Origin of the sequence: Flavobacterium maritimum (assembly GCF_040049085.1) — a bacterium.
Taxonomy (GTDB): Bacteria; Bacteroidota; Bacteroidia; order Flavobacteriales; family Flavobacteriaceae; genus Flavobacterium; species Flavobacterium maritimum.
The window spans coordinates 146,127-166,828 of sequence record NZ_JBDLZY010000002.1 but is presented as its reverse complement, the minus strand read 5'-3'; the positions used below and the strand labels follow the sequence as shown (position 1 = coordinate 166,828).

The window sequence follows — 20,702 nt, the reverse complement described above, 5'->3', positions numbered from 1 at the left end:
ATCGTGGATACTTTAAAACCCTTATCAGATTTCTTTTTAGCCATTGAGAAAGATTTTCGTATTAATACGACACATATTGCCATATATGCTGCCTTACTTCAATATCGAACAGTTAAGGGTTTTATTAATCCTATACAGGTTTTTAGACGGGAAGTTACTCCTATAGCTAAGATTTCATCTCCATATACCTATCATAAGTGCATCCAGGAATTAAGTGATTATGGTTATATAAAGTATATACCATCATTTAAAAAAACGCAAGGTAGTAGAGTATATTTCCCCGATTTAGAATGTTCGAATAGGAATATTAACAATTAGTAAAGCCCGATATCGGGCTTTTACTATTTTAAACAGTTTTTAGTTATGAAAAATGATGATGAAAAAGAGACCAAAAATGATGAAATAATTTTGAAAACTTTTGAAAATATTGAAGAGGTTAAAGAACGAAAATTAGTAAATTTAATTATTGAAATAATTGTAATATCTACATTAAGAGAATACTATGAAAAGAGCGATACGATATTTAAGATTCAGTCAACTGGGGCAGAGCAACGGATCAATTGAAAGACAGGAATTATATACTGATCAGTGGATAAAATCAAACAATGTTGAACTTGTAGATACTTTTATAGATAGGGGAAAAAGTGCAAAAACTTTTGATCGCCCCGACTTTATAAAACTACAGGAATTTATAGCTAAGCATTTTAAATATGTAGATTATCTTTTAGTGGATCAATTAGATCGATTTAGCAGAAATGCCGGTGAAGCGATGAGTATGGTCAAAACTTTACAAAGAAAATATGGAATTCAAGTAGTTAGTGTTACTGAAGGAATAATCTTTGACTATGAAACGCCAGGTAGTTTCTTCAGGGCAGGGTTGCAGTTATTACTGGCCGAGGAAGATAATATCAATAGAAGTATAAAGATAAGAGGGGGGATGTATACAGCTCGAGCTAAAGAAGGTCGTTTTATTCATAATTCACCTCCTTACGGATATCGAAAAGAGGGAGAAAGAAAAGAACGTTGTCTTGTGGTTGAGGAGTCAGAAGCCAAAATTGTAAGGTTTATTTTTGATACTTTTTTGCGAGGCGTACCGTCTTACATGATTAAGAAAAAAGTCTATGAGTTGGGTTTTGACAGAAGGGGTAATTCTTCTATTGAAAGGATACTTACGTGTCCAGTTTATGCAGGATTGTTAAAGGTTGAACCTTACAAGGAGCATCCAGGAGGTCTTTTTCCTGGAATTCATGAACCTATTGTTGATATAACTACTTGGCAAATGGTTCAAAGTAAGATGAAAAAACCGAGTAAAATAAGATCAATTATTGATGATGAGATTCCTTTACGAGGCTTGTTAAAATGTCATTGCGGTAATCTATTAACCGGAGCTCCATCACGAGGTAAATCGGGAAAATATTTTTATTATTATAAATGCAGATGTCCTAAACATAATAATATCAGTGCTCTAAAAGCACATGATCAGTTTTCAATGATATGTGAATTAATGAGCCTTCCGGAGCGATCAGTTAAGGATATTAGGGATGGCTGTAATATTTCTCTGGAAGCAGAAGTAAAATCCAATAAGAAAAAGGCATTGGAGAAGAAACATGAGTTAGAAGAAATTGAGCAAAAACTTTTTATGTTGGAAGAAAAATGGATTAATAATGAGATAACGAGAGAAACATATGATAGATGGTATTCAACCTATAACTTTAGTACATTAAGCTTGAAAAGTGCGATAGAGCGTTTAAACGAGAATGTTGGTGAAGTTTTTGAAATTTTACAGAAAAATTTAGAACTTTTAACAGATATGTCTCATGTTTATAACAATGCTAATACGCTAAAGAAAAGAGAATTTGTAAATATGGTGTTCGACACTAACTTATACTATGAAAATGGTATCTATCGAACACCTACAATGATGAAAGTATTTTCTGGTAACTCACTGGTAATGAAGGAGAAAGGGGTATTGATTTACGAAAAAAAACGGGATGATTTAACAATCATCCCGTCCAGTGGAATCGCCGGGAATCGAACCCGGGTCCAAACAAGCAACTAAAGAGCTTTCTACACGCTTATTTCCTGAATAGATTTTCGACTCTGAGTTAGGTCAGAAACAACCACTCTTTGCTTAGCTTCTTTAGTTTCGAAATCCACCCGAAGCTTGTGGAAATCTAGGTTTAAATTTACGATTCACCTTAATCGACCGCTATAAACCAAAGCTTTCGAGATGAATCCTGCTTTCCTACCTGGTAGGACGAGGCTAATCTTACTATAATTCAGATTATGCAGCAAGAGCGTAGTTTCCTTCGCCGTGTAAAATGTTTGAGACCTTTTATTTACGAGAATTGTCCCAGTTCTCGACGTGCTTACTTTTCAATTCGACTTGCTGTCAAAACCAGTCGACCCCAATTTGTTTTTACAATACTCAAAAACTGTTCCAATATTGAGTCTGCAAAGATACTCCTTTTTTTGTTCTATTTTCCTGTCAAAAAAATAAATTTGATTCAGGAACCCTGACACTATTCATCGTCCCCTTCAAATGGATAGTCCCCAAATAACTTAGATAATTTACGAACACTGTAAGTTTGTCTGGTAAATTTATTGGATAAGGCGATAATGGTTACTTTGTCTTTTGGCAGTGTTATATAAGATGATGTATAGCCGTGCCACCAACCATTGTGAAAATAAAAATTTTGTCCGGTTTCCCAATTTATCATACGGATGCCAAGGCCATAATTTTTAGTCCCTTTGCGTTCGTTGCTATAGGGTTTATAAACCTGACTTAATAATTTTGGTTCTAAAAAGTCCGGCCTGTTTCGGGCTCTGTCAAATTTTAATAAATCCCTTGGCGTAGAAAAGATATTTTTATCTCCGTAAACTGCATCTAAATAATCTTTGCCAATTTCAACTTTGTTGGCTTTATAGGAGGGAGCAATTTTATCTTTATCTTTTTCATAATCAAATACGAAAGTATTTTTCATACCCAAAGGTTTGAAAATAATTTGATTCATAGCCTCTTTGTAAGGAAGCTTTGTTACTTTTTCTATTACTAATGCCAACATGGCATAATTGGTATTGCAATAGGCAAATCGGGTATCTGTGATTGATTCCAATCCAATGTTTTTTGTGGCCATAATGGTCAAAATGTCCTGATTGGTAAGTATGTTGTGTCTATCCCAAATGTTTTTATCACGATCTGTAAAATAGGCATAATTACGCATACCACTTCTATGGTTAAGTAAGGTCCTTATTGTAACATCACGAAACGGAAACTCTTTAAGAATGGTGTTTACTTTTTGATCTAAATCAAGTCTTTTGGCATTTACCAGTTTTAAAACAGCTGTTGCCGTAAGCACTTTGCTAACCGATGCAATATGTATAGGAGTGGTACTGGTGATAGGATCTTTTTTACTTAAGTTCGCATATCCCTCGTATTTTTCGTAAATAATTTGACCGTTTTTTGCAACAAGAAAGCTGCCATTAGCACTGTTTCTTGGCCAATTTTTTTTGTAAAAAGAGTCTATTTTCGCGCGGGTAATTTTGATATAGCTAGCGGAAAGTTTCGGCTCATTAACCAAAGGTTTCATTTTTGGCAGCACATTTTTTGGGAGCTGTGCATCGGTTAATTCGACCTTTTTTTTCTCTTTTTCACAAGAACTCAAAACCAAAAACAGTAGGAGTATTTGTAGTATATTTGCGTTTTTTATAAAATTCATTTTACTGGAGCTTGAAAGGCAAATATATATAATCATTCTATTTTGAACCGTTATTTTTTTTCTAAATTCTAGCGTTTTTTTTTCAAGGCTATTCTGATGTTTTTTGATATTTCATTGGTCATCAGTCTAAAGTACTTTTTATAGATTAAAATTTTCAAGAAACATAAATCAAATTAGATAAAATTGTTATATTTGTAACAAAATAATTGTATTTAGTTATATTAATTAAAGTAAAAATAGTCAAAAATGAAATTCGGAATACTAAAAGAAAGAAAAAATCCACCAGACAGAAGAGTCGTTTTTTCGCCTAGTGAATTATCTAAAATAAAGCAGCTGTATCATGATTGTAGTGTAAAAGTGGAAAGTTCTGATATTCGAATTTTTACAGACAGTGAATACAAAGATTTGGGTATTGAAGTTACTAATGATGTTTCTGATTGTGATGTTTTATTTGGTGTAAAAGAAGTTCCAGTAGCTGATTTGATTCCTAATAAAGCCTATTTCTTTTTTTCACATACGATAAAAAAGCAACCCTATAATAGAAAATTATTACAAGCAATTCTTGAAAAGAATATTGACTTATATGATCATGAGACGATTGTTGATGCTCACAACAGAAGGTTAATTGGTTTTGGAAAATATGCTGGAATTGTAGGCACTTATAATGGTATTCGTGCTTTCGGAATAAAATTCGAATTATTTAAACTTCCAAAAGCAGAAACTCTTTCTGGAAAAGAGGCATTAATTTCACATTTGAAACGATTGGTGTTGCCTCCCTTGAAGTTCGTAATTACAGGAACGGGTAAAGTAGGAAATGGGGCAAAAGAAATATTGGATGCCATGAAGATTAAAGAAGTTTCTGTTGAGAATTATTTAACAAAAACATATACGCAACCCGTTTATACTCAACTTGATGTGTTGGAATACAATAAACGTAAAGATGGGAAAGTATTGCATTTCAATGATTTTTTTCAAAATCCCCAAGAGTATGTTTCCGATTTTGAACGTTTTACAAAAGTTTCGGATATATATATAACAGGACATTTTCACGCTAATGAAGCTCCAGCGATTTTGACCCGCGAAATGCTTATGGCAAAGGATTGTAAAATTAAAGTAGTTGCTGATATCTCTTGTGATGTTAATGGACCTATTGCATGTACACTTAGATCTTCTACTATTGCGGAACCGCTTTATGGGTATTTACCAAGTGAAAATAAAGAGGTCGATGTATTTCATCCTGCTGCCGTAGTTGTGATGGCGGTTGATAATTTGCCTTGCGAATTACCGAAAGACGCTAGTGAAGGTTTTGGAGAAATGTTTATAGAACATGTTGTTCCTGCCTTTTTTAATGGAGATAAAGACGGCATCTTACAAAGAGCAAAAATAACCGAAAAAGGAAAACTGACCCCAAGGTTTAGTTATTTGCAAGATTATGTTGATGAAGATAAAATTTTAAATTTGTAGTAGAATGACCAAAAACCTGTAACGATCATGTTGCAGGTTTTTGTTTTTTAAGTCGAAATTATTTCTGGTCTCATACCATATCTTCCGGTTTTACCCAAGCATCGAAGTCTTCTGGAGAAACATAACCTAATCGTACTGCTTCCTCTTTTAATGTGGTTCCGTTTTTATGTGCAGTTTGGGCAATTTCTGCTGATTTATAATATCCTATTTTTGTATTTAAAGCCGTTACCAACATTAATGAATTATCGACTAATTCTTTAATGCGTTTGTGATTTGGTTCAATTCCTTGCGCGCAATGTTCGTCAAACGAGAGACAGGAATCACCTAGTAAATGGGCAGATTGCAAGATATTGGAAGCCATTAAAGGTTTAAAAACGTTTAGCTCATAATGGCCTTGCATACCACCAACCGAAATGGCAACATCATTACCCATAACTTGTGCGCAAACCATTGTCAGTGCCTCACATTGTGTTGGATTCACTTTTCCCGGCATGATAGAGGAACCCGGTTCATTTTCAGGAATGTGGATTTCTCCAATTCCGGAGCGCGGACCCGACGCCAACATCCGAACGTCATTGGCAATTTTATTTAATGATACAGCCAGTTGCTTTAAAGCGCTGTGAGATTCTACAATAGCATCGTGTGCTGCCAGAGCTTCGAATTTGTTTTCGGCAGTCACAAAAGGATGACCCGTAAATTGGGCAATATATTCAGCTACTTTGATGTCATATCCTTCGGGAGTGTTTAATCCGGTTCCTACCGCGGTTCCGCCTAAAGCAATTTCAGATAGGTGACTTAAACTATTTTTAAGGGATTTGATACCAAAAGTTAACTGCGCTGCATAACCCGAAATTTCCTGCCCTAAGGTGAGGGGAGTAGCGTCCATGAGATGGGTTCTGCCAATTTTCACTACATTTTTAAATGCAACAGCTTTTGTCAGCAATGTATCTCTTAATTTCTCAATGTTTGGAATCGTAATTTCCACAATAGCTTTATAAGCTGCAATATGCATAGCTGTTGGAAAGGTGTCATTAGAAGATTGTGATTTATTTACATCATCATTGGCTTTTATAAATTGTTCGCCTTCGCCAATTGCGAATCCTTTCAATACTTGCGCCCTGTTGGCAATCACTTCATTCACATTCATATTGCTCTGGGTTCCGGAACCTGTTTGCCAAATTACGAGTGGAAATTGATCGTTCAATGTACCGGCAAGTATTTCGTCACAAACTTGAGAAATGGCATCTCTTTTTTCGATAGGTAAAACACCTAAGTCACAGTTGGCATGAGCAGCGGCTTTTTTTAAATAAGCAAAACCTTCAATAATAGCTAAAGGCATTGAAGCTGAAGGACCAATTTTAAAATTGTTTCTTGAACGCTCCGTTTGTGCGCCCCAATATTTATCTGCAGGAACCATTACTTCACCCATGGTATCCTTTTCTGTTCTGAATTTCATCTGGTGTAGATTTATTTGATTAATTTACCGATAAGAATTACGTTGTTGCTTCACTAGTTATTGGAAGCTAAAGGCTATTTTACCCTATTAATTATCAGTTTAACTCTGAAATTTTAATCCATTAAAAGTACGTATAATTTCTTTATTAAAAATTGATTTGTAGTTTTTGCAATTTTTATTGCTAAGCAAAAATATTAAACCTACATTTGTACTTACATTCAAAAATTCCGGAAGATTATGTTTGATTTCTCACAGTATTTAGGCTTTTTACTTTTCTTAACCGTTTTAACTATAGGTTTTTGGTTAATGTTTTTCTTGGTTGGTTTCGTATCCTATTGGGTAGGTGGAGCAACTTGGGAAGCTTACAAAGAAAAGAGAGCAAAGAAAAAAGAAGAACAATCACTTTAATTTGATTGTTTTATAAAAAAAGACTCGTGAAAACGAGTCTTTTTTTTTTGTCCTATTTTTTTTATCCTTGAAAGTCATTTTCACCTTCATTCATATTTCTCCTAGGCTGCTGTTGTTTTTCTCTATCGTTTTTCGGTTTATTAAAACGGTAGGTAAATGATAGAGTAAATTGTCTTTCTCTCCATTGCATTTCTGAATGAGAATTCAGAACTCCTGGTAGATAGGTGTCGAAGATTCTTTTTCTGGAATTGAATACATCATTTACACCTAAAGCAATTGTTCCTTTATCTTTCAAAACATCTTTACTAAATGCCAAATTAGCACTGAAAACGCCTAAACTTTCACCTTGAGCGGTTTTTTGCGGTCCGTTATAAGAAAGGTTGGTTTGCCAATCAATTTTAGATGGTAAGGTAACTTTTGATATTACACGGGTAAACCAGGAAGTTGCAGTGTTGTCAAAATTCTGAGTAATTTCGGTATTATTAAAATCGATATAGGTATAATCACCATCAGTTTGATTTCTGAAGAAATTGAAATTTCCATTTAATTTCCACCATTTGAATGGAGAATAATTCAAGGTAAATTCAAAACCGGCTCTAAGTTCTGTTGCAAGATTGATTGGAGACGAAATAATTACAGGAATACCATTTACAAAATCACCGGATTCTTTTCTTGCAAAAAGGAATACATCAGTTGTTTTGTTAATATAAAACGAGGTATTAAAAGTTAATTTGTCCCAGCGTTTAATGTAGCCTAAATCTATTACATCGCTAAAAGCAGGGTCTAAATCAGGATTTCCTACAAAAATATTAATGTTACTGGATAAATTACTGAAAGGGTTTATCATTCTTCCTCTTGGTCTTTGGATCCTTCTGCTATAGCTTATAGAGGTACTGCTTTCGTCCGAAAGTTCATAAGTTAAAAAAGCACTAGGGAAAAAATTGTTGTATTTTTTGGTATTGAAATCATTGGTTGCTAATTGATTGATTTCAATATTAGAATCTTCCCAACGAAGCCCTAAAAGAACAGATAATTTTTTTGATGCTTTAAAACCATATTGGGTATATAGTGCATTTACTTTTTCTTTGTATTCTAATTTATTGGTGTAATTGGGATTGATTACGCCATCATTTTCCACTTGATAATCGGTAACTAATTTTGAAAAATCCCCACGGTAACCCGCTTCAAATTGTTTTCCTTTATCTAAAGGCAAAACATAATCCATTTGCAATAAATTTTTATTTTGCTTTTGATCGTTAAGTGTGTTGTCTATTTTTACTATATCAGAATTATTAGTGGTATCGGTTATTAGAGCTGTATTTAAATCATTATTAGATGTAAAGGAGCCGTCAAAAGTAAGTTTGTGTCCGTCTTTTTTGAATTTTTTTGTAAAATTAGTTGCAAATTCTAGATTTTCACTATCGCTAACCTCTTCGTTGAGTCTGTATCGGGTATAATCATAAACGTAGTCGGCATCATAATATTTTTGGAAAACATCATCGCTGTTGTCACCATTATTGTTTCTGTAATTAAGCGTATTTGTCCAAGAAGTAGTTTCATTCAAATACAATTCGATACCTAAAATTCCATTGTAACCGTCACCGTATCGCTCGTTTTCTCTACTTTCATTTACATAATTCCTGATAGAATTGTCAGGATTAAGGTATCCTGTGTCCGTCAGCATATTTCCAGGATTGCTTCTGTAATTAATCCCTTGAGTGGTAAACAAGTTGAATTTTTTGGTTTTATAGTTCATGTTGCCACTTAATCCGTTATTGGCAGGATATCCTGTTGTGGCTATAACAGTTCCGTTAAAACCTTGATTTTTTCCTTTTTTCAGAATAATATTTACGATACCGGCACCACCTTCAGCATCATATCTTGCGGACGGATTCGTAATCACTTCTACTTTTTCAATCGCATCAGCCGGAATTAAGCGCAAGGCATCTACGATATTAATCGCGTTAGAAGGTCTGTCATCAATAAGAATTTTTACATTTTCATTTCCTCTCAAACTTACATTTCCTTCAACATCTACTGTGACTGATGGGATGTTATTCAAAACATCACTTACTGTTCCTCCTTTTACCATAAGGTCATTACCAACATTATAGACCTTTTTGTCTAATTTTATTTCTACAGTTGTTTTTTCGGAGCGAACAATTACTTCATTAAGTTGGGCTGCATCTTCATCTAAGACGACAGTTCCTAAATTAGTATTTCCCTGAATATTTTTTTGTTTGATTTCGGTCGCTTTGAAAGAAATAAATTCTATCGTAATATCGTAAATTCCAGGTGATACAGACACCTCAAATTCACCTTTTGCATTTGTGATTCCGCCGGAAACAGTTTTTGGATTGTTCGGATTCTTAATAGTTATTGTAGCATATTCAAGTGGTAGCTGACTTACTTTTTCGATTACTTTCCCTGTTATTTTTAGTTTGTTTTTTGTTGGAGGACCTTGTTGTGCAAATTGTGTGAAGCTTGTGAAAAATAGCACAAGCATTAAGATGAGTTTTATTTTTTTCATTAGTAAAAATTTTGGTTACCAAAATTAGACCACATAAACAGATCTAGGTTTAAGTAACCGAATCATAAAAAAATGTTAATTAAATTAAATTTGGTAACTAGAGAAACTTGGAGACTTCCTCAATTACTCTTCCTATGATTGCTTTTTCTCCTTTTATGACAATAGGTCTTTCAATAAGAATTGGATTGGCAACCATAGCCTGAATGATTTCATCATCAGATAATTGTTTGTCTTTGAATTGATCAGTCCAAATTTTTTCTTTAACACGAACCAGTTGAATCGGCTTAATATTTAATTTCTGAATTAAGGAAACTAATTCTTCAAATGTGGGATTTTGTTCCAGATATTTAATAACTTCATACTCTTGCCCCGTTTCTTCGATAAAAGCTAAGCAGTTTCTTGATTTTCCGCAGCGCGGATTGTGGTATATTTGTATCATTGTGTTTTTTTTACGCGAAGTAAAACAAATTCAAATAAAAATTATGGTTTAATTGTAACAAAATGCGTTTTTCAAATCTAATTAGTGAATACGAATTTAAATAAAAGGATATGTTTATAGAACAGGGAATCAGTTCCGAAAATAAGTTTTGGAAATATATTGTAGGCTCGCTAATCATTATTTCAGCCTCTGTAGTGGGACAGATTCCATTTTTACTGGCTATTATTTATGAAACTTTTGTAAATAAAAAAACATATCCCGTCGATAATGAGCAAGCAATGAGTTTCTTTGATCCTAATTTGACTTTGTTTTTATTAATGATTTCTTTTGTTTTTGCTTTCGTCGGAATTTATTTTGTAGTTCGATATTTGCATCATCAAACCTTGCTTTCCGTTACAACATCCAGAGCAAAACTGGATTGGGGCAGGGTGTTTTTTTCCTTTTTCTTGTGGGCCGCTTTTGCTGTTGTTACCACATTTATGTCATATTGGTCCAATCCTGAAAATTTTATAATTAATTTTAAACCTATTCCGTTTGCTATTTTGGTCGTGATAGCAACGGTGTTGATCCCTTTTCAGACCAGTACCGAAGAATATGTTTTTAGAGGTTATCTGATGCAAGGTTTTGCTAATCTTGCCAAAAATAAATGGTTTCCATTGCTGATGACATCAGTGATTTTTGGTACGATGCATATTGCAAATCCAGAAGTGGCCAAAATGGGAAATATTATTTTAATATATTATATAGGTACAGGTTTGTTTCTTGGAATCATCACTTTAATGGACGAGGGAATGGAATTGGCATTAGGATTTCATGCTGCCAATAATCTAGTCAGTGCATTATTGGTTACTTCAGATTGGTCTGCATTTCAAACCCATTCTTTTTTCAAAGATGTTTCAGATCCTTCTGCTTCTTTCGATGTTTTATTGCCAGTTTTTATTATTTTTCCTATATTGCTAAAGATTTATTCCAGTAAATATAATTGGAATAATTGGAAGGAAAAGCTTACAGGAAAAATAATATTAGTTGATTATAATATAATAAAAAACGAAAATGAATAACCCAACTTATCACAACGTTCACAACAAATTTAAATTAAATGGCTATCACTTAACCAAAGAAGATCTAATCAGGGTCGCTTATTCTTTTATCAAAGAAGGTGCGTATTTTGAAAAGCCATTAGGTGTTTTTATTTTAGATTGGTTTGATGACAGATCTTATTTAGAGATAAATACTTCAGGTTCAACAGGAACTCCAAAAATTATCAGAGTAGATAAACAAGCGATGGTAAATTCGGCTTTGGCTACAGGAGATTTTTTTGGTTTAGAGCCGGGTAAAAAGATATTACATTGTTTACCAACCGATTATGTGGCTGGAAAAATGATGTTTGTGAGAGCATTTATTTTAGGACTGGAAATGGAGTTTATTGCGCCAAGTTCCCATCCTTTGGAAGGTATAAAGGAAACATTCGATTTTTGTGGAATGGTTCCTTTGCAAGCAAAAAACTCTTTGAAAGATCTGCACAAAATTAAGAAGTTAATTATTGGAGGAGTAAAGGTTCATAAATCGCTGGAGCGGGAATTAGTAAAATTGCCAATTGAAATTTACGAAACTTATGGTATGACTGAGACTATTACTCATATTGCTGCAAAGAAAATTGGAGAGGAAGCTTTTACTGTTTTACCTAATGTAACTGTTTCAGTAGACGACAGACAATGTTTGGTTATTGATGCGAAGAATATTAGTGGTGAAAAAATAGTTACCAATGATATCGTAAATTTAATCTCTGATAAACAATTTATTTGGGTAGGTAGATATGACAACGTGATCAACAGCGGTGGAATTAAGTTGATACCAGAACAAATAGAAGAAAAATTATCAACTTTGATCCCAAGACGTTATTTTGTTCATGGTGTACCTGACACGACTCTTGGCGAGAAATTAGTACTTTATATAGAAGGCGAGCCTCTTAAAATAGAAGAATCTGTTTTTGATGTTTTGGACAAATACGAAAGACCTAAAGAGATTGTATTTATTCCTAAGTTTAAACAAACAGCTACCGGTAAAATTATCAGAAATGAAAGTTTGGAGCTAGCAGGAAAGTAAAATTATATATATTCACAATAAAAAAGAGAGCTAATTTTTATGATTAGCTCTCTTTATATTTTTTTATTTTTTAATGTTTTACTGTTGCATTTTAAAGTAATAATCTGCCGAATTCTTTCCGCTGCCATAAAACATAAAAAATACACAAGCAATAAGCACCGCTAATGCCAGTAATAAGTTTTGAGAATGCATTTCTCCCATAAAATTGACAATGATTGCCCCAATTAGAATAGGGAGTTGCGCTATTATTGCCCATCTTGTCAGTAAGCCGAAAAAAATCATTATACCACCTACCATATGCGCTGGAGCGATATAATGTACAAGAAACATTCCTCCACCAAACCTATCTATAGGAGAGATTAAATCCTGTAAATATTGGATGTTTGTAATAAAAGAAATGCCTTTCATGAACAAAAGTATGCCAAGTGCCATTCGTAATAAATCTACAGATAAATAATGGTGCGCATTAGCCCATTTATTCAAGTTTTTCACGTTGCTCATAATAAAAAGATTTAAATTAGTAACACTAAGTTACTGATTTTTAATCAAATAATTATTTTATTCCAAATAAATTATTAATAGTATAATTTATTCGGCGTTTTTTAATCATTAATACGGTACTAAACCGTTTGATCAAAAATAAAATAGGATTGCTTTTTATTTGCAAGAGCAATTGCAGAGGAGTATTAACAGTGAATTAAGGTTTTATAATTTGGAAGGAAAGAATGGTCTAATACGATTCTTCCGGCTGATAAACTCTTATGTAATCGATAGTAAATTCCTTTGGATATTGATTGTCCTTTCCGATGCGCACTTTTTCTATAGGTAATTCATAGATATTCAACATCAACTGCATCGGATAGTTTGGAGATTGATGAATGGTTCTGACTTTTTTGTTGTCTATATAAAAATCAACATAAGCAGGCGTCCATTCCACCGCATATACATGATATTTTGTAACATCTATAGCAAAGCTATCTTCACGAAATTCGTCCTGAATAGTTGGATCACCAAAAGGATGGATTCCGTACCCAATAATGGCCGATTCTTTATTTACATTTTCCCCTTTTATTTCAAAGATGCAAATTTCACTCGATTTTTCGGGTTTGTCTTCATAACCAATCATCCACAAAGCAACAACATTTGATTCAGTATCCAATGCTTTTGCTCTAATTTCGAAAAAACCATATTGAGGCATGTATGTCTGAATATTAGTTTGTTCTTCCCGAACGACACACAAGGGATTAAAGCGATGTTGTCCTTCTTTGCTTCCAAGTTTTCCTGAAAAAATACCAGTTTGTATTGAAGAGCATTTTACATCACCGTTAAATTCAGGACACCATGGTTGTTGATCTTTGGTTATCTCTAAAACCAAATTTCCATTATGAAAATGATAATTTGGTTTTGATAACTCTCTGGAACTCCATTGGGGTAAATAATAGGGTATCCATTTTTTTATATCAAGAACCGGAGTTTGAAATTCCTCATTAAATTCAAGAATATAACTTTCTTTTTCAGCAGGATTTGCTGGATAATCTTCTAAAAATTTAGGGTTTGCTTCGGACATAATAGTTTCTTAGATTCTGAAATAAAAAACGACATAAATTCGATTTTTCGATTGCCTGGCTGTTAGACCTGAATAACACCTAAGTTAAATTTCTTTTCAATAGGAGCATGGTTGGCAGCTTCAATTCCCATCGAAATCCAAGTTCGGGTTTCTAACGGATCAATAATAGCGTCAGTCCATAATCGGGAAGCAGCGTAATACGGTGAAACCTGCTCGTCATAACGCGCTTTTATTTTTTCGAATAATTCAGCTTCTTTGGCTTCATCCACTACTTCTCCTTTTGCTTTAAGCGAAGAAGCTTCAATTTGTGCCAATACTTTTGCGGCTTGCGTTCCACCCATAACGGCAAGCTCTGCGCTTGGCCAAGCAAAGATAAGTCTTGGGTCATACGCTTTTCCGCACATGGCATAATTTCCGGCACCATATGAATTTCCAACGATTACGGTAAATTTTGGCACAACCGAATTAGAGACGGCATTCACCATTTTCGCACCATCTTTTATGATACCACCATGTTCAGATTTTGATCCAACCATAAAACCGGTAACATCCTGAACAAAGACCAATGGAATTTTCTTTTGGTTGCAATTGGCTATAAATCGGGTAGCTTTGTCGGCACTATCAGAATAGATGACACCTCCAAATTGCATTTCACCATTTTTAGTTTTTACTACTTTTCGTTGATTGGCAACAATTCCCACTGCCCAACCATCAATTCTGGCATAACCGGTGATAATCGTTTGCCCGTAACCGTCTTTGTAAGCCTCAAACTCTGAATTATCAACCAATCGCTTGATGATTTCCATCATGTCGTATTGTTCGTTTCTGGCTTTTGGTAATAAGCCATATATTTCTTTTTCGTCTAAGGCTGGGTTCTCCGCTTTAATGCGGCTATAACCCGCTTTATCAAAATCGCCTATTTTGTCTACAATATTTTTTATTTTGTCCAAAGCATCTTTATCATCTTTGGCCTTGTAATCTGTAACACCTGAAATTTCACAATGTGTGGTTGCGCCTCCCAGGGTTTCATTATCAATACTTTCGCCAATGGCAGCTTTCACCAAATAACTTCCCGCCAAGAAAATACTTCCTGTTTTATCCACTATTAAAGCTTCATCACTCATAATAGGCAAATAGGCACCTCCAGCAACGCAACTTCCCATAACGGCTGCAATTTGGGTAATTCCCATACTGCTCATGATGGCATTGTTTCTGAAGATACGGCCAAAATGTTCTTTATCAGGAAAAATTTCGTCTTGCAAAGGCAAATAAACCCCCGCACTGTCTACCAAATATATGATTGGCAATTTATTTTCCATGGCAATTTCTTGAGCACGAAGATTTTTTTTGGCGGTAATAGGAAACCAGGCGCCCGCTTTCACGGTAGCATCATTGGCCACAACGATACATTGTTTTCCTTTGATGAATCCTATTTTAACGATGACTCCACCTGAAGGGCAGCCTCCGTGTTCAGCATACATTCCTTCGCCCACAAATGCACCGATTTCTATGCTTTTAGCTTTGGCGTCAAGCAAATAATCGATACGCTCCCTTGCGGTCATTTTTCCTTCTGAATGTAGTTTTTGAATTCTTTTTTCTCCGCCACCCAACTTAACATTGGTTAGTTTTTGACGTAAAGTTGAAAGTAAAAGTTTATTGTGGTCTTCGTTTTTGTTGAAGTTCAAATCCATGGAAAAGTATATTTTTAAATATAAAGAGACTGCTAAAATACAAAATTCAAAGTAATAAATTTCATCATATTTGCCAGTTTTGAAATGATCTAAATGAACATCTAATAGTAAAATAAAACCAAAAGAAACAATAGATAATTACTGTTTCTTTTGGTTATTTTTGAATTAAAAGGAGTGTTTATTTCTTCGACTCGCTAACCAATCGTTTTAAGATAGCCCATTGTTTTAAGGCATCACGGGCTTCTACGGCGGGATAGCCTAAAACAATTTTTCCGGCAGGGACATCACAGGTTACACCGGAGCCGGCTCCAATCTTAGCACCATCGTGAATCGTCACATGGTCTTTAATAGATGCGCTCCCGCCGATTATAACTCCGTCTCCTAGGGTTATTGATCCTGCTAATCCAGAATTTCCAGCGATGATGCAAAAGCGGCCTAATTTACTGTTATGGCCTATTTGTACTAAATTGTCAATTTTACAACCATCTCCTATAACTGTAGAACTGAATTTTCCTCGATCAACACAGGAATTTGCACCAATTTCGACTCCGTTCCCCAAAATTACATTTCCAATTTGTGGGATTTTTGCCAAACCTCTTTGCGGGCAAGGTCTAAAACCAAAACCATCGGCACCTATCGTTGAGTTGGGATGTAAAATACAATCATTTCCAATATGGCAACGTTCACGAACGACTGCTCCAGACCAGATCACCGTGTTTTTTCCGATGGTACATTCGTCAAGAATAGTAACATTAGGATATATTGTTGCATTTTCTCCAATTTCTACTTTTGGCCCTATATAACTGCCAGCCCCAACTCGGGTACCATTTCCAATAATGGCTGTTGGATCAATCACTGCAGTTGGATGGATATCTATAGTAAACAATGGAGTAGGAGGAGCAAAAAGCTCCAATATCTGAGACATGGCTAAATCAGCATTTCGTACTTTTATAAAAGCTCTGTTCTCGCCAGGTTCTATTGAAATATCTTCGTTGACAATGGCTGCACAAGCTTTTGAAGTTTCCCACAATTTCTCATATTTTTTATTTCCGATAAACGAAATTTCATTCGAATTGGCCATTTCCAATTGTTCCGGTGCAGTAATGCTTTGATTTGTACTGCCTACAATTACACCTTTTAAAATGTCGTTTATTTCTTGAATGGAATAGGATTTCATTAGTTATTGATTTGATTTATTGTGGTGACCAAATAAAGTAAATTTGGATTAATATTCCTAATGGATTACTACAGAAGCTGGTTTTTTGATTTGTCCGAATGAAAAATCTGTAAAAAATAATGAATAATCTTATGATTGATTGGTTATATTTGAAGGAGTAATTTAATTTGGTTTAAAAAAGGATAGTATCAGAATCGTATTCTATAGATAAATTACGGAACAAATCGACTATTAAACAACCAATCCATAGCACAATGAGACTTTTAAACAGATTTCAGGTTTTGACGATACTGCTGTTTTTTGGTAATAACGGAAAGGCGCAAACAAACAATAGCATCATTGAAAATGCACTATTAGTTGCAGAACATAATAAGAGCAAATTAGATACTATTTCACAATTGCTGGTAGCCTATAACTACAGGATGGAAAGTCATACTGCTTATTTTGTGGTTTTGGAAAAGAAAGATACTAATTGGGGTTTAAAATTGGGACCGATAGCAGCAGGTATCGGTAAAAATGGTTTCGCGTTGCCACTAGATAAGGTGGAAGGCGACGGTAAGTCTCCAACTGGAATTTTTGCTTTGGGGAAATTATTCAGTTATGAAAAACAACTCCATACACTTTTAGAAAATCAACAAACCACTAAGGAAGATAAATGGATTGATGATGTTAATTCAGAGGATTATAATAAGCATGTGAGAGGCGCTACCAATGCAAAATCCTATGAAAATTTATTATTAAGTAATGATGCTTACAAGTATTGCATGGTTATAGAATACAATACAAACCCTATAATCAAAGGAAAAGGGAGTGCTATATTTTTTCATTTAGGAGTGAAAGCACCTTATGTAACAGCTGGTTGTATAGCTATCGATGAGGAAAGCATGAAGCAGATTGTTAATTGGCTGGATCCAAAACAAAATCCAACTATTATTATGGGAAATTTTGATGTTTTGAAAGAAGGTTTGTAAACTACTTTTTTTTCGCAAAGAAAAAAATGCGACCAAATAGAAATGATTTTACGAGTTACTATTATTTATTAAACATAGAAAAGCTCATGATTAAAATGAGCTTTCTATTATATATTCTATTATTTATATAATTTCTTGTAGTATTCGTCTACCATTCTGTCGGAGTCAAAAAAGGGAACGATTTGTTTCATGCTGGTTGTTACCAAATCCCACCATTTTTTAGGAGCACCATAATACAAAGGAAGAATTTCGTTTTCGAGCATTTCATACATGTTCTCTAAATCCATTCGATCTTGCTCATACGTTGGCAGATTATGGTCAACAATAGGTAATACAAAAGAGTTTTGTGTTTTATTCATGTCTTTAAATTCACGAACCCAACCATCATTAGTTGAAAAATTAATGGCTCCGTTCATTGCTGCTGTCATGCCCGAAGTACCTGAAGCTTCTCTGGTAACCCTAGGGTTGTTTAACCAAAGATCTGCACCTTTTTTTAGCTGGCGGGATAATTTTAGCTCATGTCCTACAAGGACTGCCATGTTTTTGATATTTGCGCTCATATAAGTGAGATTGTCAAAAATATGTATTGCATTGTAATCCATAGGATAGGGTTTTCCGGCAAAAATAATTTGAATAGGTTGTTCCGAATTTGCTAACAGCTTTTTAAATCTTTCAATATCCCTGGTAATCAAATCTGGCCTTTTGTATTCGGCAAATCGTCTCGCCCATACAACAGTTAATATATTGGGATCAAATATTTTTCCGGTTTGATCGGCTACGACCTCAAAGAGTTTTGTTTTTAATCTTTTCTTTCTGTTGATTAAAGCCTCTCTGTCTTTATTTTTAAAAGCTTCGTCAAGCCATGGATCGACCCAGTATTTTTTATTTTGCGCATTGGTAATGTTAGTAATCGGGCAGATTCCCGGAAAATCTTTCCACATATCTCTGGAAACTTCTCCATGCAATTTTGAAACTCCATTAGCATTATGGCTTAAACGAAGTCCCACTAAAGTATGGTTGAATGTATTGTCGTAAATTCCAGTTATTTCGCGAACTTTATCCATCGGAATACCGTCGAAAAAACTTAATCTTTCCAATAAGTTGATATCATGTTTTTCATTACCTGCTTCTTCAGGTGTGTGCGTGGTAAAGACCATTTTCTCTTTGATTTTCTCAACACTTTTGTATTTGTTGTATAAATGAAAAACGCAGGAAACGGCATGTGCTTCATTAAGATGATAAATATCGGGATCGTAATCTAAAGCATCTAATAATTTAGCGCCTCCTAATCCTAAAACCATCGTTTGGGCAATTTTGGCACTTGGATCAGAATCATATAATTTGAAGGTTGTTGATCTTGCTAAATAATCATTTTCGGGAACATCTGTAGAAAGAAAAAACATGGGTACGGTGCCAAATGTCTTTGGATCCAAATAATAGGCTTTCACCCATACATCATGATTATTGATTTTTATGGTAAATTTAATATTGGTGTCTTCTAAGAAACTGTAGTTTTTATCTATGAAAAGTGATCCCATGGAAAGATCTTCTTTTCGATATTGATCATAATATCCTTTTTTCCATAAAATTCCGATTCCAATTAAATTTTGTTTCAAATCGTAGGCACTTCTCATATGAGAGCCGGCTAAAAAACCTAAACCACCAGAATATATTTTTAAAGCTTGATCTATTGCAAATTCCATAGAGAAATAAACGGCCGATTTCTCATATTTTTTATCAAAAACGTATGGATGTCTGTATTTTTCAGGGAGTAACTTGCTCATTTTTAAATCAGATTAAAATTAATTATTCTCAAATTTAAAAATTAATAATGAAAAAAAAGTAAAATAAAACAGGAAAAAGCGCTCTGTAATTGATTATTTATCAATTTATTACACTAAAACGATGTAGTGTAATAGATAGTGAAATAAAGAGATAAAAAATAAAACCTATAAAAGGATTTATAGGTTTTATTTTGAATATTTAGGATTTTTACTCTTCTTCCCTTTGTCCCATCATCATTAGGAATGCTTTTAGAAAGGGATCAATTTCCCCATTCATTACACCATCAACATCACTGGTTTCATAACCGGTACGGACATCTTTGACTAATTTATAAGGATGCATGACATAATTTCTGATCTGTGAACCCCATTCGATTTTCATTTTCTTGGCCTCGATTTCGTCACGCAAAGCTTGCTTCTTTTTCAACTCAATTTCATACAACTGAGATTTCAATAATTGCATGGCTTTGGTTTTATTGTCTAATTGCGAACGCGTTTCCGAGTTTTCGATAATAATTCCTGTAGGATGGTGACGCAAACGTACCGCGGTTTCCACTTTATTCACGTTTTGTCCACCAGCTCCGCTCGAACGCATAGTTTCCCAGGAAATATCTGCAGGATTGATGTCAATCTGGATCGTATCATCTGCCAATGGATACACATAAACCGAAGCAAAAGAGGTATGGCGTTTGGCATTACTGTCAAATGGAGAAATACGCACCAATCGATGTACGCCGTTTTCACCTTTTAAATAGCCAAAAGAATAGTCTCCTTCAAATTCGAGTGTGACCGTTTTGATACCAGCCGATTCTCCTTTTTGAAAATTGAGTTCCTTGATTTTGTAACCGTGTTTTTCGCCCCACATCATGTACATACGCATAAGCATTTCGGCCCAATCACAACTTTCTGTACCACCAGCACCCGCTGTAATTTGCAACACAGCACTCAAGCTGTCTCCTTCGTCAGAAAGCATATTCTTGAATTCGATAGCTTCAATGTGGTCCAGAGTGATTTTGTATTGGTCGTCTAATTCTTCTACCGTAAGCTCTCCTTCTTTATAAAAATCATAGGCGAGTTGCAACTCATCAGTCAGTTCGACTGCTTTGTCGTAATCTTCAATCCATTTTTTTTTATTTCTGAGATTTCGAATAATGATTTCAGCTTCTTTTGCGTTATTCCAAAAGTCGGGAGCAAAAGTTTTTTCTTCTTCGTTGGTGATTTCAATTAATTTGGCATCAACGTCAAAGATACCTCCTCAACGCACCAAGGCGCTCCACAATACCTTTTATTTGTTCGGTAGTTGTCATAAATTTATAGTAATTTTGTGTTGCAAAAATAGGAATTTTTTGCGTAGGGACAAGTCCAGACTAGTCGCGAATAGGAAATAAAA

18 protein-coding genes and 1 other RNA gene are annotated in these 20,702 nt (G+C 34.5%); 8 read left to right on the top strand and 11 right to left on the bottom strand.

What is annotated here, in order from left to right; translation table 11 throughout:
- Positions 1 to 3 precede the first annotated feature (3 nt).
- Genes ABEB23_RS04780 through ABEB23_RS04770 form a run of 3 tightly spaced genes read left to right on the top strand, consistent with a single transcriptional unit; the run spans position 4 to position 2,059 of the window.
- Entirely contained in the window at positions 4 to 318 is a 315-nt protein-coding gene (locus tag ABEB23_RS04780) for a hypothetical protein (protein ID WP_348811272.1), read from the top strand.
- 45 nt (positions 319 to 363) lie between these two features.
- Complete coding sequence (locus tag ABEB23_RS04775; RefSeq protein ID WP_348811271.1) at positions 364 to 564, top strand: hypothetical protein; 201 nt, start codon at positions 364 to 366, stop codon at positions 562 to 564.
- The gene (locus tag ABEB23_RS04770; RefSeq protein ID WP_348811270.1) at positions 503 to 2,059 is read left to right on the top strand and encodes a recombinase family protein; all 1,557 of its coding nucleotides are present in this window, start codon (positions 503 to 505) and stop codon (positions 2,057 to 2,059) included. The genes ABEB23_RS04775 and ABEB23_RS04770 overlap by 62 nt, the downstream gene beginning before the upstream one ends.
- On the opposite strand, the gene ssrA is transcribed toward ABEB23_RS04770, so the two are convergent.
- Both ssrA and ABEB23_RS04760 read right to left on the bottom strand, forming a co-directional pair.
- Positions 2,014 to 2,410: a transfer-messenger RNA gene (gene ssrA, locus ABEB23_RS04765) on the bottom strand. The two genes, ABEB23_RS04770 and ssrA, sit on opposite strands and share 46 nt — an antisense overlap.
- 112 nt (positions 2,411 to 2,522) lie before the next feature.
- On the bottom strand, positions 2,523 to 3,719 hold the full coding sequence (locus tag ABEB23_RS04760) for a serine hydrolase domain-containing protein (protein ID WP_348811269.1): 1,197 nt from the start codon (positions 3,717 to 3,719) through the stop codon (positions 2,523 to 2,525).
- A gap of 246 nt (positions 3,720 to 3,965) precedes the next feature.
- Here ABEB23_RS04760 and ABEB23_RS04755 point away from each other — a divergent pair, with 246 nt between their 5' ends.
- Entirely contained in the window at positions 3,966 to 5,183 is a 1,218-nt protein-coding gene (locus tag ABEB23_RS04755) for an NAD(P)-dependent oxidoreductase (RefSeq protein WP_348811268.1), read from the top strand.
- Between the two features lie 70 nt (positions 5,184 to 5,253).
- On the opposite strand, the gene fumC is transcribed toward ABEB23_RS04755, so the two are convergent.
- Positions 5,254 to 6,639, bottom strand: a complete 1,386-nt coding sequence (gene fumC / locus ABEB23_RS04750) for a class II fumarate hydratase (protein ID WP_348811267.1) — start codon at positions 6,637 to 6,639, stop codon at positions 5,254 to 5,256.
- Positions 6,640 to 6,876: 237 nt separating this feature from the next.
- Between fumC and ABEB23_RS04745 the strand changes: the two genes are divergently transcribed.
- Positions 6,877 to 7,047, top strand: a complete 171-nt coding sequence (locus tag ABEB23_RS04745; protein WP_348811266.1) for a hypothetical protein — start codon at positions 6,877 to 6,879, stop codon at positions 7,045 to 7,047.
- Between the two features lie 61 nt (positions 7,048 to 7,108).
- On the opposite strand, the gene ABEB23_RS04740 is transcribed toward ABEB23_RS04745, so the two are convergent.
- Entirely contained in the window at positions 7,109 to 9,577 is a 2,469-nt protein-coding gene (locus ABEB23_RS04740) for a TonB-dependent receptor (RefSeq protein ID WP_348811265.1), read from the bottom strand.
- Positions 9,578 to 9,674: 97 nt separating this feature from the next.
- On the bottom strand, positions 9,675 to 10,016 hold the full coding sequence (gene arsC, locus ABEB23_RS04735; RefSeq protein WP_348811264.1) for an arsenate reductase (glutaredoxin): 342 nt from the start codon (positions 10,014 to 10,016) through the stop codon (positions 9,675 to 9,677).
- 110 nt (positions 10,017 to 10,126) lie between these two features.
- Here arsC and ABEB23_RS04730 point away from each other — a divergent pair, with 110 nt between their 5' ends.
- Positions 10,127 to 11,077 (top strand): CPBP family intramembrane glutamic endopeptidase, encoded by a 951-nt coding sequence (locus ABEB23_RS04730; RefSeq protein ID WP_348811263.1) that lies wholly within the window; start codon positions 10,127 to 10,129, stop codon positions 11,075 to 11,077.
- Positions 11,070 to 12,122: an AMP-binding protein gene (locus ABEB23_RS04725; protein WP_348811262.1), complete on the top strand. Its 1,053-nt coding sequence runs from the start codon at positions 11,070 to 11,072 to the stop codon at positions 12,120 to 12,122. Before ABEB23_RS04730 ends, ABEB23_RS04725 begins: the two co-directional genes overlap by 8 nt.
- A 78-nt stretch (positions 12,123 to 12,200) precedes the next feature.
- Here the strand turns inward: ABEB23_RS04725 and ABEB23_RS04720 are convergent, their stop codons facing one another.
- The 4 genes from ABEB23_RS04720 to lpxD form a co-directional block, all read right to left on the bottom strand.
- On the bottom strand, positions 12,201 to 12,623 hold the full coding sequence (locus ABEB23_RS04720; protein ID WP_348811261.1) for a DoxX family protein: 423 nt from the start codon (positions 12,621 to 12,623) through the stop codon (positions 12,201 to 12,203).
- Positions 12,624 to 12,852: 229 nt separating this feature from the next.
- Positions 12,853 to 13,689 carry a glycoside hydrolase family 16 protein gene (locus tag ABEB23_RS04715; protein WP_348811260.1) on the bottom strand — a complete coding sequence of 279 codons (837 nt, stop codon included), beginning with the start codon at positions 13,687 to 13,689 and terminating at the stop codon, positions 12,853 to 12,855.
- A gap of 62 nt (positions 13,690 to 13,751) precedes the next feature.
- Positions 13,752 to 15,380, bottom strand: coding sequence for an acyl-CoA carboxylase subunit beta (locus tag ABEB23_RS04710; protein WP_348811259.1), 1,629 nt, complete (start codon positions 15,378 to 15,380; stop codon positions 13,752 to 13,754).
- Between the two features lie 178 nt (positions 15,381 to 15,558).
- Positions 15,559 to 16,557 (bottom strand): UDP-3-O-(3-hydroxymyristoyl)glucosamine N-acyltransferase, encoded by a 999-nt coding sequence (gene lpxD / locus ABEB23_RS04705; protein WP_348811258.1) that lies wholly within the window; start codon positions 16,555 to 16,557, stop codon positions 15,559 to 15,561.
- Positions 16,558 to 16,811: 254 nt separating this feature from the next.
- Here lpxD and ABEB23_RS04700 point away from each other — a divergent pair, with 254 nt between their 5' ends.
- A complete protein-coding gene (locus tag ABEB23_RS04700) occupies positions 16,812 to 17,528 on the top strand; it encodes a L,D-transpeptidase family protein (protein ID WP_348811257.1) in 717 nt (238 codons plus the stop codon).
- Positions 17,529 to 17,647: 119 nt separating this feature from the next.
- Here the strand turns inward: ABEB23_RS04700 and glgP are convergent, their stop codons facing one another.
- Together glgP and prfB are read right to left on the bottom strand one after the other, a co-directional pair.
- Positions 17,648 to 19,312 carry an alpha-glucan family phosphorylase gene (gene glgP, locus ABEB23_RS04695; protein WP_348811256.1) on the bottom strand — a complete coding sequence of 555 codons (1,665 nt, stop codon included), beginning with the start codon at positions 19,310 to 19,312 and terminating at the stop codon, positions 17,648 to 17,650.
- A 208-nt stretch (positions 19,313 to 19,520) separates the two neighbouring features.
- A protein-coding gene (prfB, locus tag ABEB23_RS04690; RefSeq protein ID WP_348811255.1) for a peptide chain release factor 2 occupies positions 19,521 to 20,619 on the bottom strand; the annotation gives its coding sequence in 2 pieces (ribosomal slippage) (positions 19,521 to 20,555 and positions 20,557 to 20,619; 1,098 coding nt in all).
- Between the last annotated feature and the right edge of the window lie 83 nt (positions 20,620 to 20,702).

Bases quoted from the DNA above. Each gene is read 5' to 3' on its own strand.
- ABEB23_RS04775 (WP_348811271.1), top strand. From the start codon at position 364: ATGAAAAATGATGATGAAAAAGAGACCAAAAATGATGAAATAATTTTG.
- ABEB23_RS04770 (WP_348811270.1), top strand. From the start codon at position 503: ATGAAAAGAGCGATACGATATTTAAGATTCAGTCAACTGGGGCAGAGC.
- ABEB23_RS04760 (WP_348811269.1), bottom strand. From the start codon at position 3,719: ATGAATTTTATAAAAAACGCAAATATACTACAAATACTCCTACTGTTT.
- ABEB23_RS04755 (WP_348811268.1), top strand. From the start codon at position 3,966: ATGAAATTCGGAATACTAAAAGAAAGAAAAAATCCACCAGACAGAAGA.
- fumC (WP_348811267.1), bottom strand. From the start codon at position 6,639: ATGAAATTCAGAACAGAAAAGGATACCATGGGTGAAGTAATGGTTCCT.
- ABEB23_RS04745 (WP_348811266.1), top strand. From the start codon at position 6,877: ATGTTTGATTTCTCACAGTATTTAGGCTTTTTACTTTTCTTAACCGTT.
- ABEB23_RS04740 (WP_348811265.1), bottom strand. From the start codon at position 9,577: ATGAAAAAAATAAAACTCATCTTAATGCTTGTGCTATTTTTCACAAGC.
- arsC (WP_348811264.1), bottom strand. From the start codon at position 10,016: ATGATACAAATATACCACAATCCGCGCTGCGGAAAATCAAGAAACTGC.
- ABEB23_RS04730 (WP_348811263.1), top strand. From the start codon at position 10,127: ATGTTTATAGAACAGGGAATCAGTTCCGAAAATAAGTTTTGGAAATAT.
- ABEB23_RS04725 (WP_348811262.1), top strand. From the start codon at position 11,070: ATGAATAACCCAACTTATCACAACGTTCACAACAAATTTAAATTAAAT.
- ABEB23_RS04720 (WP_348811261.1), bottom strand. From the start codon at position 12,623: ATGAGCAACGTGAAAAACTTGAATAAATGGGCTAATGCGCACCATTAT.
- ABEB23_RS04715 (WP_348811260.1), bottom strand. From the start codon at position 13,689: ATGTCCGAAGCAAACCCTAAATTTTTAGAAGATTATCCAGCAAATCCT.
- ABEB23_RS04710 (WP_348811259.1), bottom strand. From the start codon at position 15,380: ATGGATTTGAACTTCAACAAAAACGAAGACCACAATAAACTTTTACTT.
- lpxD (WP_348811258.1), bottom strand. From the start codon at position 16,557: ATGAAATCCTATTCCATTCAAGAAATAAACGACATTTTAAAAGGTGTA.
- ABEB23_RS04700 (WP_348811257.1), top strand. From the start codon at position 16,812: ATGAGACTTTTAAACAGATTTCAGGTTTTGACGATACTGCTGTTTTTT.
- glgP (WP_348811256.1), bottom strand. From the start codon at position 19,312: ATGAGCAAGTTACTCCCTGAAAAATACAGACATCCATACGTTTTTGAT.